The sequence below is a fragment of the Flavobacterium sp. T12S277 genome, assembly GCF_048514875.1.
Lineage (GTDB): Bacteria > Bacteroidota > Bacteroidia > Flavobacteriales > Flavobacteriaceae > Flavobacterium.
The window spans coordinates 99,859-116,575 of the sequence record NZ_JBLYEG010000011.1 but is presented as its reverse complement, the minus strand read 5'-3'; the positions used below and the strand labels follow the sequence as shown (position 1 = coordinate 116,575).

General features: G+C 37.0%; 19 protein-coding genes. 14 read left to right on the top strand and 5 right to left on the bottom strand.

Features of this window, described 5'->3' with window-relative positions:
• Positions 1–73 precede the first annotated feature (73 nt).
• Positions 74–2,581 carry a M14 family zinc carboxypeptidase gene (locus tag ACN1CN_RS15995; RefSeq protein ID WP_419136343.1) on the bottom strand — a complete coding sequence of 836 codons (2,508 nt, stop codon included), beginning with the start codon at positions 2,579–2,581 and terminating at the stop codon, positions 74–76.
• A gap of 313 nt (positions 2,582–2,894) precedes the next feature.
• Between ACN1CN_RS15995 and ACN1CN_RS15990 the strand changes: the two genes are divergently transcribed.
• From ACN1CN_RS15990 to ACN1CN_RS15925, 14 genes are all read left to right on the top strand, one after another.
• Positions 2,895–3,680: a hypothetical protein gene (locus tag ACN1CN_RS15990; RefSeq protein WP_419136342.1), complete on the top strand. Its 786-nt coding sequence runs from the start codon at positions 2,895–2,897 to the stop codon at positions 3,678–3,680.
• Between the two features lie 138 nt (positions 3,681–3,818).
• Entirely contained in the window at positions 3,819–4,307 is a 489-nt protein-coding gene (locus tag ACN1CN_RS15985) for an SRPBCC family protein (RefSeq protein WP_419136341.1), read from the top strand.
• Positions 4,308–4,416: 109 nt separating this feature from the next.
• Positions 4,417–4,833 carry a hypothetical protein gene (locus ACN1CN_RS15980; RefSeq protein WP_419136340.1) on the top strand — a complete coding sequence of 139 codons (417 nt, stop codon included), beginning with the start codon at positions 4,417–4,419 and terminating at the stop codon, positions 4,831–4,833.
• 608 nt (positions 4,834–5,441) lie between these two features.
• A complete protein-coding gene (locus ACN1CN_RS15975) occupies positions 5,442–6,122 on the top strand; it encodes an aspartate/glutamate racemase family protein (RefSeq protein ID WP_419136339.1) in 681 nt (226 codons plus the stop codon).
• A gap of 101 nt (positions 6,123–6,223) precedes the next feature.
• Positions 6,224–6,598 (top strand): ester cyclase, encoded by a 375-nt coding sequence (locus ACN1CN_RS15970; protein ID WP_419136338.1) that lies wholly within the window; start codon positions 6,224–6,226, stop codon positions 6,596–6,598.
• A gap of 53 nt (positions 6,599–6,651) precedes the next feature.
• Complete coding sequence (locus ACN1CN_RS15965) at positions 6,652–7,695, top strand: serine hydrolase domain-containing protein (protein ID WP_419136337.1); 1,044 nt, start codon at positions 6,652–6,654, stop codon at positions 7,693–7,695.
• Between the two features lie 2 nt (positions 7,696–7,697).
• Positions 7,698–8,126 (top strand): DUF1801 domain-containing protein, encoded by a 429-nt coding sequence (locus ACN1CN_RS15960; protein ID WP_419136336.1) that lies wholly within the window; start codon positions 7,698–7,700, stop codon positions 8,124–8,126.
• Positions 8,123–9,229, top strand: coding sequence for an MBL fold metallo-hydrolase (locus tag ACN1CN_RS15955; protein ID WP_419136335.1), 1,107 nt, complete (start codon positions 8,123–8,125; stop codon positions 9,227–9,229). Before ACN1CN_RS15960 ends, ACN1CN_RS15955 begins: the two co-directional genes overlap by 4 nt.
• A 32-nt stretch (positions 9,230–9,261) precedes the next feature.
• Entirely contained in the window at positions 9,262–9,792 is a 531-nt protein-coding gene (locus tag ACN1CN_RS15950) for a GNAT family N-acetyltransferase (RefSeq protein ID WP_419136334.1), read from the top strand.
• A 31-nt stretch (positions 9,793–9,823) separates the two neighbouring features.
• Positions 9,824–10,351, top strand: coding sequence for a GNAT family N-acetyltransferase (locus ACN1CN_RS15945; RefSeq protein WP_419136333.1), 528 nt, complete (start codon positions 9,824–9,826; stop codon positions 10,349–10,351).
• A complete protein-coding gene (locus tag ACN1CN_RS15940; RefSeq protein WP_419136332.1) occupies positions 10,351–10,932 on the top strand; it encodes a TIGR00730 family Rossman fold protein in 582 nt (193 codons plus the stop codon). Before ACN1CN_RS15945 ends, ACN1CN_RS15940 begins: the two co-directional genes overlap by 1 nt.
• A gap of 138 nt (positions 10,933–11,070) precedes the next feature.
• Positions 11,071–11,583 (top strand): DUF1772 domain-containing protein, encoded by a 513-nt coding sequence (locus ACN1CN_RS15935; protein ID WP_419136331.1) that lies wholly within the window; start codon positions 11,071–11,073, stop codon positions 11,581–11,583.
• Between the two features lie 119 nt (positions 11,584–11,702).
• Entirely contained in the window at positions 11,703–12,170 is a 468-nt protein-coding gene (locus ACN1CN_RS15930; RefSeq protein WP_419136330.1) for an SRPBCC family protein, read from the top strand.
• Between the two features lie 55 nt (positions 12,171–12,225).
• Positions 12,226–12,594 (top strand): iron chaperone, encoded by a 369-nt coding sequence (locus ACN1CN_RS15925; protein ID WP_264524707.1) that lies wholly within the window; start codon positions 12,226–12,228, stop codon positions 12,592–12,594.
• 27 nt (positions 12,595–12,621) lie between these two features.
• Here ACN1CN_RS15925 and ACN1CN_RS15920 read toward each other — a convergent pair whose 3' ends face one another.
• From ACN1CN_RS15920 to ACN1CN_RS15905, 4 genes are all read right to left on the bottom strand, one after another.
• Entirely contained in the window at positions 12,622–12,984 is a 363-nt protein-coding gene (locus ACN1CN_RS15920; protein ID WP_419136329.1) for a VOC family protein, read from the bottom strand.
• Positions 12,985–13,030: 46 nt separating this feature from the next.
• Positions 13,031–13,456 carry an SMI1/KNR4 family protein gene (locus ACN1CN_RS15915; protein WP_419136328.1) on the bottom strand — a complete coding sequence of 142 codons (426 nt, stop codon included), beginning with the start codon at positions 13,454–13,456 and terminating at the stop codon, positions 13,031–13,033.
• Between the two features lie 83 nt (positions 13,457–13,539).
• Positions 13,540–14,217, bottom strand: coding sequence for a DUF2625 domain-containing protein (locus ACN1CN_RS15910; protein ID WP_419136327.1), 678 nt, complete (start codon positions 14,215–14,217; stop codon positions 13,540–13,542).
• Positions 14,218–14,314: 97 nt separating this feature from the next.
• Positions 14,315–16,462 (bottom strand): cation:proton antiporter, encoded by a 2,148-nt coding sequence (locus ACN1CN_RS15905; protein ID WP_419136326.1) that lies wholly within the window; start codon positions 16,460–16,462, stop codon positions 14,315–14,317.
• Positions 16,463–16,717: the final 255 nt, after the last annotated feature.

The following is a 16,717-nucleotide window of genomic DNA, read 5'->3' as shown; positions in this document are numbered from 1 at the left end:
TAGGCCTTCTCCAAAAAAAAAATCCGCTCTTCAAAAAGATCTGAAGAGCGGAAATTAAAAATTAAAAAATGTTTTAGGGAACTAAAAAAAGGGCATTGCTGAATAACAAAATTCCATTTTCCCAAAAGCCTCTGAAAAGTGGATTATCCATCATATAAATTACCGTACCGTCACCCCTTTTATCTACGGCAAAACTTACCGTTTCGTCCAGTTTTTTTCGGATGTCATTACCCACAAATCCGTAACTTAAATACCCTTTTGGGATATACGCCACGTTAATCGCTTTTTTGAGTAACGAAAACGATCTTTCGTTGCTTTTAAGACTGAAATAGGTATTTCCTAATCCGAAAGCCATTGGATAGGTTTTGTCGAGTTTATTCTCGATTATTGCTCCCGGAATAGAGCCCGAAATTCCTCTTCGTTCCGAACCTTCAAAATCCAGAAAACGCTTTTTAAGCTCAAGCTCTTTCTCTTCTTTTTCTGATTTCTCTTTGTCTTCTTTACTTGCAAACTGACTCAAAGCATAACCGTCGCGATCCTGAAATACTGAAATTGCATTGGCCATAGCGATAACTTTTCCACCATTTTTTACCCATTCATCAATTTGTTTTTTCTGCTCTTCGCCTAATTCATAATTGCCGTCTGACAGTATCAAAGTGTTGTAATTGTATAATTTAACCCGATTCAGATTAGCCGTTTCTACTATACTTACCGGATAAGCGACCGTTTCATCGAGATAAAACCAGGTCGCGCCAAACTCTGTTGAAACTACCCCTTTTCCGGACAGCATTAGTATTTTTGGGGCTTTGAGCAAGGTAAAATTCTCTCCTCCAATATCTTTCGAATTTGTGGAAAATCCTGTGCTTATAAAACTAAAATCGGTTTTGATTTTAATAATAGCACTTACCGTTTTTTCAAAATCAGTTAATTTTGGATTATCAGCCCTGCTGATAATTAATCCGCCCGGTTCAACGGTAACCGTTCCGAAAACCGCTTTTTTCATGGCCGATCGCACTTTTATTCCCGCCTGATGCAATAAAGAAAGTACCTGTGCCGAAGTCCTGTTATTCCAAGGTACATAAAAAGCATATACCGATTCAGGGATGTTTTTAGCCGCGGTCTCCATTTTATTTTTTGTTTTGATTGGAAGACTATTTTTAACCGCATACCCTTCAACACCATACGCCAAAGGCAAAGCCCAGGCCGTAATATCATACGACAAACTATCGTTTAATTTTTGATTGGGTTCAAACAACACCTGTGTTAAAACCGATCTCGGCTGGTCGGCTTTAATGATTAAGTCGTTGGGTTCTATTTTAAAACTCTCGTTTTTCTTCGTTTGATAGTGAAATCCCGAGGCATTCGCGGAAGCATCAGCAAAACTAAATTCAACATTGTTTTTTTGAAGCAATTCGGTCAACTGCTCCAGTTTAGGATTGCTTTTCAACACATAAGTATTGTAAACGCCTTTGGCTTTTTTACGGGCATTGAGATAAAAATCTCTAAACCCTTTGAGCAATACGTCTTTTTGTGAAGCGGCACTTTCCACCACGGTCAAAACTGCAGTTGCATGATGTGTTAATCGGTCTTTTATCGTAACATTTGCACCGTTTTCCATGGTTATTTCACGCCCTGCGCCTATCCCTCCTTTTTCCAGCGTCAGACCAACCGCACCATTATACGTGGGATAAGTGTCTCCGTAACTCGGATAAAACAAATCAAATCGCTCTCTCGTATTGTACATCCAGTTTTGCTTGTCAAATTTCTGTGAAATATTTTTACCCAAAACCGTATAAAAATCCTTCTGATATTGCTCGATAAATTCATGCAAAGGTTCTGCAGCCGGAGGAAAAAAGTAGGCCGAATTGTAACTCATTTCATGCACATCGGTGTGTACCTGCGGCATCCACTGGTTGTACAATTTAATACGCTGCTGGGATTCGGTTTGTGTTTGCCAGGCCCAATCGCGGTTCAAATCAAAAAGATAGTGGTTGTATCTTCCGCCCGGCCAGACTTCCATATGCTCTCTGTCGTACAAACCCGGATGTGTTTTTTTACCCGAAATCTCTCTTAACCAGTTTCCGTATCTTGAATAGCCATCGGGATTAATACAGGGATCAAGAATGACAATGGTATTTTTGAGCCATTGTTTTGTGGTTTCATTTGACGGGTTCAACAGTTCGTAGGCCACGGTTAAAGCACTTTCGGTTCCGGCAAATTCATTTCCGTGCACATTAAAGCTCAACCAGACGATAATTTTATCATCGGTTCCGCTACTTTTTTGATCCGATAATCCGATTGCCGCTAAATTATTATTTCTAATTTGTTCCAGATTGGCCAAATTTTCGGGTGTCGAAATATAATACACATTCAGATCACGCTGCTCGTTGGTTGCCCCGTACTTCTGTTTTTTGATCGATTGGGATTGTTCCGTCAGATACTTAAAATAATCTTCGACCTGATGGTAATAACTAATTTGTTTTCCGTAATTCGGAATAAATTCTGAAGGCGTTTTTAATTGCGCCAAAGCAGTAAAAGAAATGGTTAACAGCAGAACTGTTATAAAGAATAGTTTCTTCATAATTAATTTTAATTTGGATAGTTTTTAAAAAGTAAGAATTAACTTAGTTATTTTTCAAAAATCACCAGGAATATTATCATTTTAAATTCTTCCTGCTAGTTATTTAAAACATATAGATGCATCGATTTTTAAAACCATAAATAAAGACATTTCACTTGTAATAAGCAACATAACATTATATGAAAGACGTTTACTTGTCTTACACCTTCTCTTCTGCACAAAACAAGCTCTGTTTTACTTCCATCAGACATTAATTTGTATTTTTGACCTTTTGACACGGACTATTAAAATAAAAAAAACTCAATACTATAGTATGGAAGAAGCAGCAATTGAAAAATCAGTTTTTGAAGAAATACCAACAGAAAAAATCTATACAGACAACGCCATTCGTGTTGGCACTTTCTTAGGAGGCCCTTTGGTTGCCGGTTATTTTTTAGCAGAGAATTTTAAAGTTTTTGGTGAGTCAGCCAAAGCCAAAAAAACCTGGATTATAACCATACTTACCACTATTTTGATCTTTGCCCTGATATTCTTAATTCCGGAACACATCAGCGCTAAGATTCCAAATATCGTTTTCCCTTTAATTTATATGGCAATCGCCACTTATTTCACCAAAGAATATCAGGAAAAACAAATTAGCAAACACCTCGAAAATGGCGGTGAGCATTTTGCCTGGCCGAGAACCATTTTAATTTCGGTAATTGGTATTTTGGTTCTTCTGGGAACGATATTCGGTATTGCCTTTCTAACCGAAACAGCAAACGGAGGTCTCACAGAGTCAACGAAAAAATACGGCATTATGAATCATGAGATTGCTTATCAAAGCAATATTAATGAAAACGAAGCGGATAAAATTGCCGAAGCGCTTCAAAAAACAACCTTTTTTGATGACGCCATAACCAAATATGTCTATCTGGAAAAAATCAATAACAACTACGAAATATCCATTTCCTGTAACGAATCGGTTAAAGATGATCCATCAGCCTTTGAGCCTTTTGTACAACTGAGAAACGATATGCAAAAATATTTCCCACATGATAAAATCATTCTGAAACTTGTGGTGAATGATCTTGATAATGTGGTCAGGAGAATTGAGTAAATCTAAAATCCAACAGTCTAATTATCTAATTGCCTAATTATCTTGTCCGATTCACCCCTCATTTTTGTCTCTTAACAGCCCTAACACATTGATTTTTAAACCGTAAATTTGTGTTACAACTTTTTAAAACCAAACAAAATGAGTGCAACAAATTTTACCACAACTATACTAGTAGATCAGTCACCACAAGAAGTTTTTAAGGCTGTTACAAATGTCCGCGGCTGGTGGTCGGAAGAAATTGAAGGGAATACAGCTCAGTTGAACGATGAGTTTGATTATCATTACGAAGACATTCATCGCTGCAAAGTAAAATTAATAGAAGTGATTCCGAACCAAAAAATTGTCTGGCTGATAGAGAACAACTATTTCAAATTTACGGAAGATAAAACGGAATGGACTGGTACCCATCCTACTTTCGAGATTTCAGAAAAAAACGGAAAAACTGAACTTCGTTTTACCCATGTAGGTTTGGTACCCGACTACGAATGTTTTGAAATTTGCAGAGGGGCCTGGACCAATTATATCGGGAATAGTCTCCTTAAACTCATTACTACAGGAAAAGGAGAACCTAATGCAACCGGAAAGCCTCAGACCGAAAACGAGAAAAAACTATCTGAAAAACCATAGTCTGCTCTTTCTCGCTCATTTTTTAACTATAAAAATAAAAGTCCGACGCATTATTTAATTGCGATACCAGCTATAATTTTCATAAATTCGTAGTACTAAAACTATGACTATGAATCCTATTTTAAGAAATACAATAGCTGTTATAATTGGTCTTTTTGTTGGAAGTATTGTCAATATGGCTATCATTTTGATGAGCAGCTCTATCATTCCTGCTCCCAATGGCGCTGATGTTACCACTATCGAAGGGCTAAAAGCTACGATGCATTTATTTGAACCGAAACATTTTCTGTTTCCGTTTCTGGCGCATGCCATCGGAACGTTTGCAGGTGCGGGAACAACGGCTTTAATTGCCATCAGTCATAAAACAAAACTTGGACTGGTTATTGGCGCTTTCTTTTTACTGGGTGGAATTATAAATGTGTGCTCCCTGCCTTCACCGGTTTGGTTTAATATCACAGACCTTCTATTTGCCTATCTACCGGCAGCTTATCTGGCTACTAAATTGGTGGTAAAAGAAAAATCTTAAAATCAGTTTTTTTATTAGCTAATAATGATAAGAAAAAAATGTTTTAACACATAGAAATATAGATTCTTAGGTGTAAAAAAGGACGCAAAATGTATCGTTCCGCTGGAACTTATTCTGAAGACGCTTTTTTTTCAACGGATTAAAATCCGTTGCTACAAATTTGTCGTTCCTTCGGAACTAAATTATCCAGCTGTTTTTGTTGTTAACGAATCATAATTCATGAGTATAAATTAGCATAGAACAATTAAAAGTCGCTATAAAATTGTCGTTCCTTCGGAACTAAATTATGCGGCTGTTTTTGTCGTTGACGGACCATAATTCATGAGTATAAATTAGATAGAACCATAAAAGTATGGTAGATTCAGTATAATCCATTTTCGTAAAATAGGTGTTAAAGCTGTAAAAGAGCCATTGGCTCGAATGATATTGTAACAACGGATTTTAATCCGTTGTAGAAAATAGACACCATAATAAAAAGAGCCATAGGCTCGGCCCATATTTTTTCGGGATTAATATAACCCGTTGAGCATCATTAACAAAAATGATTTAACACATAGAAACATATTTTTTAAATTATAAAGTCTGCTTTATAAATGCCCCTCAAAACAATGAAAAAAATAGGCCTTGTAGGCGGAATCAGCTGGGTTTCTACCATAGATTATTACAAATTAATTAACGAAGGTGTTAACAAAAAACTAGGCGGACTCCAATTTGCCGAGTGCCTCATTTATTCATTAAATTTTGGTGATGTTCAGGAAAAAACCTGGGCTCATTCTTATGAGCTTCTGTTGAATGCCTGCTTAAGTTTGAAGAAAAGCGGTGTTGAGGCTATCGTATTGTGTGCAAACACAGCGCATATGTATGCCAATAAAATTGAAAAAGAAATTGCATTACCGCTGATTCACATCGGAACAGAGACCGCCAGAGTCATAAAGAAAGAAAAAATCACAACAATTGGACTTTTAGGAACCTCATTTTCGATGGAAATGGATTTTTATAAAGATCGTCTGAAAAGTTTTGGGTTAAACGTGCTTATTCCCGAGCAACAGGAAACGCGAAATTACATTCAGCATGTTCTCAAAGAAGAACTCGGAAGAGGTATTATTAACCCAAACTCCAGACAGAACTATATCAATATTGCAAACGAACTCATTTCGCGAGGCGCCGAAGGGATCATTCTGGGCTGTACCGAAATTCCGTTGCTGCTGAATCAGTCTGATTTTTCTGTTCCTGTTTTTGATACCACAAAAATACATTCCGAAGCCATTGTCGACTTTATATTATCTTAAGATCAAAGACATACCCGCAGGACTTCCATTAATAATTTCATAATTCTTTTTATTTCAGGAACTTATTTTCATAACTTAGTTAGCTATTAAATTCCAAAACCATGAGTAAGACTAAGAAAGAAATCGCCCGCGACTTTTTAAAACTTGCCGCAAACGGGCATTCGCACGAAGCTTTTCGTCTTCATGTTGGCGAAAATTTCAAACATCACAATGCCTATTTTAAAGGAGATGCCGATACTTTGATGCTTGCAATGGAAGAATCGACCCGAAAAAACCCTAATAAAACCTTTACCATTCACCATATACTTGAAGATCAAAATCTGGTTGCTGTGCATTCGCATTTAAAACAAACTCCCACTGATATCGGTTTTGTAGTGATACACATTCTTCGGTTTGAAACGGACAAAATTGTAGAGCTTTGGGATTTAGGGCAGTCCATCCCAACCGAAATAGTGAATGAAAACGGCATGTTTTAATTGCAATTGATCACAGAGACAGAAAACACAACACCAAACCACTAAAAACATTAATGAATACGATTCGAAAAATTTCAACACTCCTCTGTTTTCTACTTTTATTTTCAAACTGCAATTTGGTCGCGCAGAAAAAAGACAAGCTCTCATCTCAAATTGACAGTATTCTTAAAAAAGCTTCTCCCGTTTTTAATGGAGTAGTTCTGATTTCGAAAAAGGGAAAAACAATCTATTCGAAAGCGCAGGGTTTTGAAAATTTTGAAACCAAAAAGCCTTTAACCCTCAACAGTCACTTTGAAATTATGTCGAACAGCAAACAAATTACGGCTGTTTTGATTTTACTCGAAGTTGAAAAAGGAAAGATTAACCTCAATGCCCCAATCAAAAAATACCTGCCGGATTTAACCCAATCCTGGGCCGACTCCGTAACGGTTCAGCAGCTGTTAAACCACAGTCACGGAATTACAAGTTTGCAAAAACCTCTGGCTTTTCCTCCAGGAACCGATTTTAAGTATGGAGATCTCAGTTTTAGTCTGCTTGGTAAAATTGTAGCAAACACCACTAAAAAAAGTTATTCCGAAAATGCGAATCTGCTTTTCAAAAAACTAAAGATGAAAAATACTTTTGTCTACGATGCTGCTAAAAATCAAAATATAGTGTTGGGATATCTCAATAAAAACGGCGTTTTTGAATCGATGAAAAATTCTAAAATCACCCCTGAAAGCCTAGGTGCTGATGGAATTGTCTCCACGGTAAACGATCTGGCCCTTTGGAACGAAAATCTTCATAAAGGAAAAATACTCCAACCGAAAACATATCCGTTAATGATTACTTCAAAGATTACTTCGCAGCATAATTTCTTCGGAAAAGAAAAAGAAGGATATGGTTCCGGGATACGCATTATCCAAAAAGAAACCGTAAAATATTTAGGCCACACTGGTTTAGGGGATGGTTTTTCTTCCGTAAATTTGTACTTCCCCGAATCTGAAACAACTGTGATTATTCTAGAAAATCAAATGAATACAGAGCCTAATTTGTTTTATGCATCTGAATTCAAAATCAAAAATGCAGTCTTAAACAGTAATTTATTAAATCCATAAAAATGGCAAAAAATAAAACTACAGCAACCGAAAGCAGTGTCGTTGATTTTGTAAATGCGATTGATGACGAAGTTAAAAGAAATGATGCTTTTGAGCTCATTAAAATCATGCAGAACATAAGTGGTTTTGAAGCCAAAATGTGGGGACCAAGCATTATTGGTTTTGGGAGTTACCATTACAAATATGCCAGCGGTCACGAAGGCGATGCTCCTCTTGCAGGATTCTCCCCAAGAAAAGCCGCAATCTCGCTCTATGTTTATCTTTCGGATAAAAAAAGAGAAGAACTACTTTCAAAATTAGGAAAACACAAGTCTGCAAAAGCCTGTATTTACATCAAAAAACTAAGCGATGTTGATCTCGAAATTGTTAAAGAAATGATTACGATATCGCTTGAACTGACACTAAAACTTTATCCACCACAGCAAAAATGATCACACCCATACTTATTGTCCTTCTCGTTTTAGCCATTGCGCTTTACTTTTTTCTACAGCATCCAAAATTTGGAAAAGCCCCCTCAGGAGAACGATTGGCACTGATTCAGCGATCGCCTCAGTATAAAAATGGTAAATTTGAGAATCGGAATTTTACACCGGAACTTGCAGAAGGTTACGGATACTCAAAAGTACTTTATGATTTTTTCTTCAAGAAAGTAGACCGAAAAATTCCGTCCGACTTCATCCCGTCAGTCAAAACCAATTTACTGACACTAGCTCCTGAAAAAGATGCGCTGGTTTGGTTTGGGCATTCTTCCTATTTTATTCAGCTTGAAGGAAAGCGTTTTTTAATCGACCCTGTTTTTAGCGGTAACGCCTCCCCGATTCCCGGCACCACAAAAGCATTTAAAGGAACTGATATTTACACCGTCGATGATCTTCCCGAAATTGATTATTTACTGATCACACACGATCATTACGATCATCTGGATTATGATACCATCCTGCAATTAAAACCTAAGACAAAAAAAGTAATTTGCTCGCTTGGTGTGGGTTCACATTTTGAATTTTGGGGATTTCCAAAGGAAAACATCATCGAAAAAGACTGGTTTGAAAAAGTCGAACTCGATCAGAATTTAACGCTATACACTACGCCTTCAAGGCATTTTTCGGGCAGAAGTTTTAAGCGTTGTAACACGCTTTGGAGTTCGTTTGTTTTAGAAGCCAGAGATTTTAAAATGTATTTGGGCGGTGACAGTGGTTATGATACACACTTTAAAGAAATTGGAGCTCAATTTGGCCCTTTCGACCTTGCCCTTATCGACAATGGTCAGTACAATCCCGCCTGGAAGTACATTCATAATTTACCTGAAGATGTAATCAAAGCCATGCAGGATCTGAAGGCAAAAAGAGTATTTCCGGTGCATTCGTCTAAATTCTCGCTCGCCCTTCATTCCTGGGATGAACCTTTAAAAAAAGTGACTGAATTAAACGATTTATCTGCGAATCCAATTCCATTAATTACTCCAATGATTGGAGAATTAGTCGAACTGAAAAATGAAAAACAGCCCTTCCAGCAATGGTGGAAAGGGATCCAATAAACCTATACCTTAGCATTAATATCCTAAAAAGAATGACTCCACCCACTTATATTATCCGAAATGCTTTTTCTTCAGAATTTGAAGAAATTGGAAAATTACTCATCAGCGTTTATTCGCAACTGGAGGGATTCCCTAAAGAGAATGAACAGCCAAACTATTATAAAATGCTGGCCAATATTGGCGATTTTACGAATTACCCGCAAACAGAACTTTTAATTGCGGTTGATGAAAACAACACCCTCTTTGGTGCGGTAGTTTATTTTAACGACATGCAATACTATGGCTCGGGCGGCATTGCTACTCAGGAACAAAACTCAGCTGGATTTCGATTGCTGGGAGTCGCCACAACTGCAAGAGGAAAAGGTATTGGTAAACTTTTAACGCAGGAATGCATTCAGAAAGCAGCCCTTAACAAACGCGGGCAATTGATCATTCACTCTACTTTAGCCATGAAAACAGCCTGGGAAATGTATGAGAAACTGGGTTTCAAAAGATCCGAAGATTTAGATTTTATGCAGGGAGAACTGGCTGTATTTGGCTTTCGCTTGCCCCTTCTTTCCTAAAACTATTGTGTACCTAAAAAAACAGCTCAAAATGAATACCGATCTATTAAACCTACAGCCCGAAATTTTAGAAGATGATTTGACCCAATTAATTCCGCTGCAGGAAAGTGATTTTGAAAAACTTTATCAAGTGGCTTCAGATCCTTTGATTTGGGAACAGCATCCGAATAAAAACCGCTATGAAAAAGAAGTCTTTCAAAATTTCTTTGAAGGTGCTATGGAAAGCAAAGGCGCTTTTTTAATACTGGATAAAACGACAGGCGAAATAGCCGGAAGTACCCGATTTTATGAATATGACCCCGAAAACAAAACTGTTTTTATTGGCTATACCTTTTACGGAAGAAAATTCTGGGGCACCGGATTTAATGCACAGGTGAAAAAAATGATGCTGGATTACGCCTTTAAAGCGGTTGATAAAGTTCAGTTTCACATTGGAGCAGAAAATTACCGTTCGCAAAAAGCCATCGAAAAATTGGGTGCCGTAAAAGTGGAAGAACTAGAAGTTGCCTATTATAATGAACCCTCTCGTCATAATTTTGTCTACGAAATAAAAAAATAATGAAAAGAATAACAGTTTTCTGCGGTTCGAGTTTTGGAACCGATGAAATTTACAAAGAACAGGCAACCCTGCTCGGAAAAACGTTAGCCAGACAAGACATAGAACTGGTTTATGGCGGAGCAAATGTGGGTTTAATGGGTGCCGTGGCCGATGGCGTTCTAAACGAAGGCGGAAGAGCAATTGGTGTCCTGCCTAATTTTTTGAGATCGAAAGAAATTGCACATTTAGGTCTGACCGACTTGATTGTAGTAGAAAGCATGCACGAAAGAAAGACCAAAATGAACGATTTATGTGATGGCGTAATTGCTTTACCGGGCGGCTTTGGAACCCTTGAGGAACTTTTTGAAATGCTTACCTGGGGACAATTGGGGTTGCACAAAAAACCAATCGCCATCCTGAACATCAATGGCTTTTATGATGCGCTGATTGAATTAACGAAAGTTATGGTAGAAAAAGGTTTGCTAAAAGCCGTCAATCAACAAATGCTTTTGGTAAGTGATAACATTGAGGATTTACTAACTCAAATGAAAAATTACATCCCGCCAACCACCGGGAAATGGATTGAAAAATCACAATCCTAGCGGTTTTGCTTTTTCTTTCTCCAAAAAGTCTGAAGAATATTTCAAAAAAAATCTTTTCAGACAAATTATAGTGCTTTTCGAACAAGTATCAGATAATCAATCTTTTTAATTTTACCCTATGAACTAAAACACAAAATCATGGATACTTTTATTACAGATACTAAAACCGTTACACTACTGCTGGCCACCTTATTTACAGGCCTTTTAGCCGGTATATTTTTTACCTGGGGCAACGCTGTGACGCCGGGAATTGGAAAACTTGATGACATTGGTTATCTCAGGGCTTTTCAGAACATGAATCGTGCGATCCAAAATCCTTTATTTTTTCTGGTCCTTTTTGGCCCGTTATTATTTTCTTTTGCAGCCGCTTATGGTTATAAATCAGATACTATTCTTTTAAAGCTGACGCTGACTGCTGCCATTATCTATTTTGCCGGTGTTATACTTGTGACCATTATCGGAAACGTCCCGCTTAATAAAATGCTGGACACAACAGATCTGCTTCATATTTCAATCGAGCAGGCAGCCCTTTTAAGAAGTAAATTTGAAGCAAAATGGAACAATCTTAACCTGATTCGGATCATTGCGTCCCTAATTTCTTTTTCACTTTTGATCATTAGCTGCTTGCTAAAAAACAATACCGTTCGTTAACGATAAAGCAAACCATAAATTTTATAAATTAGAAGTCAAGAAAAAATGAAGTTGAAAATTCTAAATTTCAGCTTTCACAAACTCATTCCACATCTAACATTTTACATCTAACACAAAAAATGAAAACAGAAAACAACCACTTCGCAAAAGCCGAAATGCTGATTAGAAAGCCTGTTTCAGAAGTTTTTCAGGCTTTTATCGATCCGGAAATTACCAGTAAATTTTGGTTTACAAAAGGCTCCGGAAAACTAGTGCAGGACACCACAACTGAATGGACATGGGAAATGTATAATTTTTCACTAACCGTAACCACGCATGTTTTAGAGGAGAATAAAAAAATCGAAATCGAATGGGGAAATGGTAACGAAACCACTATCGTAGAATGGATATTCAGTCCGTTAAACGATAATGAGACCTTTGTCAGCATTACAAATTCAGGTTTAAAAGGAGATTCCGATAAAATCATTGATCAGGTTCGAAACTCGACCGAAGGTTTTACATTAGTTTTGGCTGGTGCAAAAGCGTACTTAGAACATAATATCCAACTGAATTTAGTTTTGGACCGATTTCCTAAAGGATTAGAATAAAAGCAAATTCCAAATTCCAAATTCCAAAACTCATAACTCATAACTCAGAGACCCTATGGAAACCAAGAAACCCGAAAACATCGATGCTTATATTGGCGGTTTTCCGAATGAGGTGCAGGAGGTTCTGGAAAAGATTCGAATGACCATTCAGGAAGCAGCTCCCGATGCCAAAGAAAAAATCAGTTATGCCATGCCGGCTTTTGAACAAAATGGAATCGTAGTGTATTTTGCTGCGTTCAAAAATCATATCGGACTGTATGCTTTGCCAAGCGGACATGCTGCTTTTAACGAAGAATTATCCAAATACAAATCCGGTAAAGGTTCGGTGCAATTTCCGCTGAATGAGCCTATGCCTTATGATTTGATTGCCAAAATTGTAAAATTCAGGGTGAAAGAAAATCTCGAAAAAGTAAAAAAGAAATAACGCGGCGCAAACCTTTCAGATTCCCTTTTACTTATTAAACTTCCCAAAATGCCACAAAACACCCGAAGGGTCGTGCAGGAAACATTCGCTTCCCCAATCCAAATGAACTGTAGGAGTTAATTTCACACCGTATTTTTCAGTTAAGTTAAGCGCTAAAAGCTGATTGTAATAGTAATCAACATCTTCCACTTCCAAAAAAATCATGGTATTTTCATTCCAGCTTTTATCGTAATAGTCCTGAAGGTAAAAGGCTAAATCACCTGTTTCAAAAACAGAAAGCTTAGAGTCTAAAACACCTTCTTCAAAACCTAAATCCCGATAAAAACTTCTGGAGATTTCAAAATCTTTGGCTCCGATAAAAGGGCGAATGGATGTTGCTTTGTGATTCATTTTGCTAAATTTTATAAATGAAATTATAATTTTTGACGAAATAAGTTTAAGAAAACCATTCAATTTTATGGTCCAGACGGACGAGAAAGTCTGTAAATGATTTCCCTATTTCAGTATTGTATTTGCTATTCAAATCCATAAAAGGCGAAAGAATTATTTTTACCTGATCAAATTGATCTATTTCAATCCCAATAAATTCTCCGCTTCCGTTGGAGCCAATTCCAATCGTTCTGGTCATTTTTTCAACTATATGGTAACCTTTGTTGGTTTCGATAATTTCTTCTAAACTCCAAAGGTTTATAAACTCCACACCAATAAATTGATCAATCCCAAAATAGTTTTTAAGATAAAAGACATAATCTGCCGGAAGTTTTAAATTGGCGTAAAATTCAACATCATCAATTTTAACATGACTGGCTGTATCTCTCTTCGGAAAACTATATTTTGCAATTATTTTTTCTAAGTCCTCCATAAGCCAAATTTTCTTTTATAAAACTATATTGTTCTAATTAATCAAGAAGAATTTATTTTAAACCACAGTTTTAAACCGGGGTTTTATTTATCAAAACCAAGCTGTTTGCGCAAATCCAGATTTAAATTGTATTGTTCCTGAATTGAAATGACTTTTCGCGAAGTTTTATTGATATCACTTCCTGCCTTCGTCCAAAGAAAAGGGTAAAAATTAAAAACGTCGTCTCCTTTTATTTTAGAAACTTCTTCTCTCCATCCTTCCCATCTGCTCCCCGAATAAAACTTATCGAGATCGTTGTTAAAACAGAATTCTAAAAACTCCGAGTACGTAACATCCAACTGTTCGTATTCGAGACTATCCGGAGAAAAGTAATAAATTTTACCTAAATCGCTTCCCAGTCCGCCACCATTCAACAAATAAAAACCTCCAATTGCATCATCGGCGATCAACAAAAAACCGGGGTTTTCTCCAAATTCTTTAAAGGACTTTCCCTGGTTCCAATCCGGAAGACTGCGATTGAATTTTGAACTTCCTGATCCCAGAATCCGAATCCAGCCGTCATCGATCAAAAGTCCGCCAGTCATAAAAACAATTGCTCCCATTGGCGAGCGCGTTGTTACCTGCGTTTTATACAAGGCATCTTTTGCTTTTAGTGCATCGACAGGCAAAATCTCTACTTTATTTTTGGCCCTTTTAATCCCTGCTTCTACTATGGCCCAGCCGGGTTCTTTTTTATCAATAAGTTCTTCTGTAGTTTTCATTTTGTTTTGTGCACCTGCGAAAAAAGTGATCAAAATCACCGTAGTCATTAACAGTTTTTGTGTCATTACTTCAATAGCTATATACTTACTTTATCTCTTATCCTTTCTTCAGAATATTTCCTAAACCACGGCCAATCTGCTCAATGGCTTCAAGACCTTTCGTTAATGGTGTTGCAGTGAAATCTTCATACGCATCCATGGCAGTCTCTTTACGATCGTCTTGTGCATAAACCAAAATCAGGTTGTTATCACTGAATGATTTCTCAAATTTCTGCGGTAATTTATCAAAAATCGATTGGTACGACACAGATCCTTTTCTGGATAAATTAAAAACGATCAGATCAGTCGGTTTAATTTCATCCGAGATCAATTCAAAATCTTCCCAGTTCAAAATACTTTTAAAACCTAATTTGGCATTTAACTTCAGTTTGGTTGCAATCTGCAAAATGGCCTCGTGTGTTTTGTATTCGGAATAAATGACAATCGGAATACTTAATTCCTGCGACAATCTGGAAATTTTCTGCAAAAGCAGGTGAAAACCAACCCCTCTTTCAGAGAAAGGCGGACAGATGAAAACCAGTCTTTTTTCCTCAATAAAGGTCTTTTGAAACCTACAGATAAACAAACACTTATCGACATTGTTGATAATCGAATCTACATTTTCTCCGAAAATTTTATCCAGAAAACCAGTTTTTCTTGGCCAGCCTACTATCACGATATCCGACATGATTTCTTTGGAAGTTCTTGCAATTCCACTTGCCGGATTGTGGTCAATTCGGGCAATGGTGTTGATTTTTACTTCGGAAGCCGAACCCTGAATCACAAATTTATCAACTGCTTTTCGGTAGTTTAAGATATTAATTTCCGCCTGATCATTATTTGGAACAATCGTTAACAGCGTCACCGGATTAGACGATTTTTTATCTTTTATCAAAAGAGCAAAATCTAATAAACTGGCTGTAGCCGACGTTTTGGCTAAAGGAATTAAGATATGCTCGTCTAAAATCTGATCGCCGTTGGCATCTTCGTTTGAAACTTCTTCTTCGCAAATAGCAATCTTTTTAGCCGCTTTTTCTGTGGCAAAAGAGGCTACAATACACGTAATCAGGATTAAAATAATGGTACCGTTTAGGATGTTTTCGTCCAAGATTTTTGCTTTAAATCCAACCAGAATAACGGCCAGAGTTGCTGCGGCATGCGCACTACTCAATCCAAAAATAAGCTGTCTTTCGGTTTTGGTATATCTAAAAACAATTTGCGTAAAAAAAGCGGCAATCCATTTTCCAAAAATAGCAACAACACTCAATGTTCCGGCTACAATCAGAGCCGTTGGTCCGCTCAGGATCACGCTGATGTCTACCAGCATCCCCACCGAGATCAGAAAAAACGGAATGAACAAGGCATTTCCAATAAATTCAATTCTGTTCATTAAAGCTGACGAATGCGGGATTAAAGGGTTAAGTGCTAAACCGGCAACGAATGCTCCGATGATTGGCTCTACCCCTGCTACTTCTGCCAAAAACGCCGCAAAAAACACCACTGAAAGTACAAAAATATAATGGGCGTGTTTTTCACTTTCTAATTTTTTAAAGAACCATTTTGCTATTCTCGGAATAACCAAAAACATGATCGCCGAGAAAATCGCTAATGAAACCGTTAGTTTGATCCAGAAGGCCTGATTTAAATTTCCCTGACTGCTTCCCATAATCACCGCCAGAATAATTAAAACGGCCGTATCGGTCAAAATAGTTCCACCAACCGTAATGGCTACTGCCTGATTCTTTGCGATTCCGAGTTTGCTCACAATCGGATAGGCTACCAGGGTGTGGGTCGCAAACATACTTGCTGTTAAAAAACTTGCGTTAAAATCGTAATTCAGCAGGTAAAAACAAACCGGAAACCCGATCGTTAATGGAAAAATAAAGGTAAAAAAGCCAAACAATAAACTCTTATTTCTATTGGCTTTAAACTCATTCATGTCCAATTCCAGACCGGCAATAAACATGATGTATAAAAGTCCGATCGTAGAAAATAAATCAACGGCCGAGTTTTTTGCCAGAATATTTAATCCGTGAGGCCCAATAATCACTCCTGAAATAATAAGCCCGATAATTCCGGGAATGTTTATTTTTTTGAGTAAAATAGGTGACAAGAGAATGATGAAAAGTATCAAAGAAAAAATCAATACTGGATTGCTGAGTGGTAATTCGAATTCTTGTAAAAAATGCCTGAAAAATTCTATCATAATGTAATTTTATCTTCTTTAAACTCTTTTAGTTTTTCGCAAATAAAACGCTAAAACCAAACTAAAATCTCAGAAGTTATTATTTGCCGATTCTTCGAAAAGCTCTAAAAACGGCTTCTTTAGTGATTGTTTCATTACAAAAATACCTAAAAAAAACGCGAACTTTCTATGAAAATACCATATTAAGCAATTAATTTTGTTTCGTTGCCAAATTATTAATATTTAATATTTATTTTAACAAAACGGCAACATTAA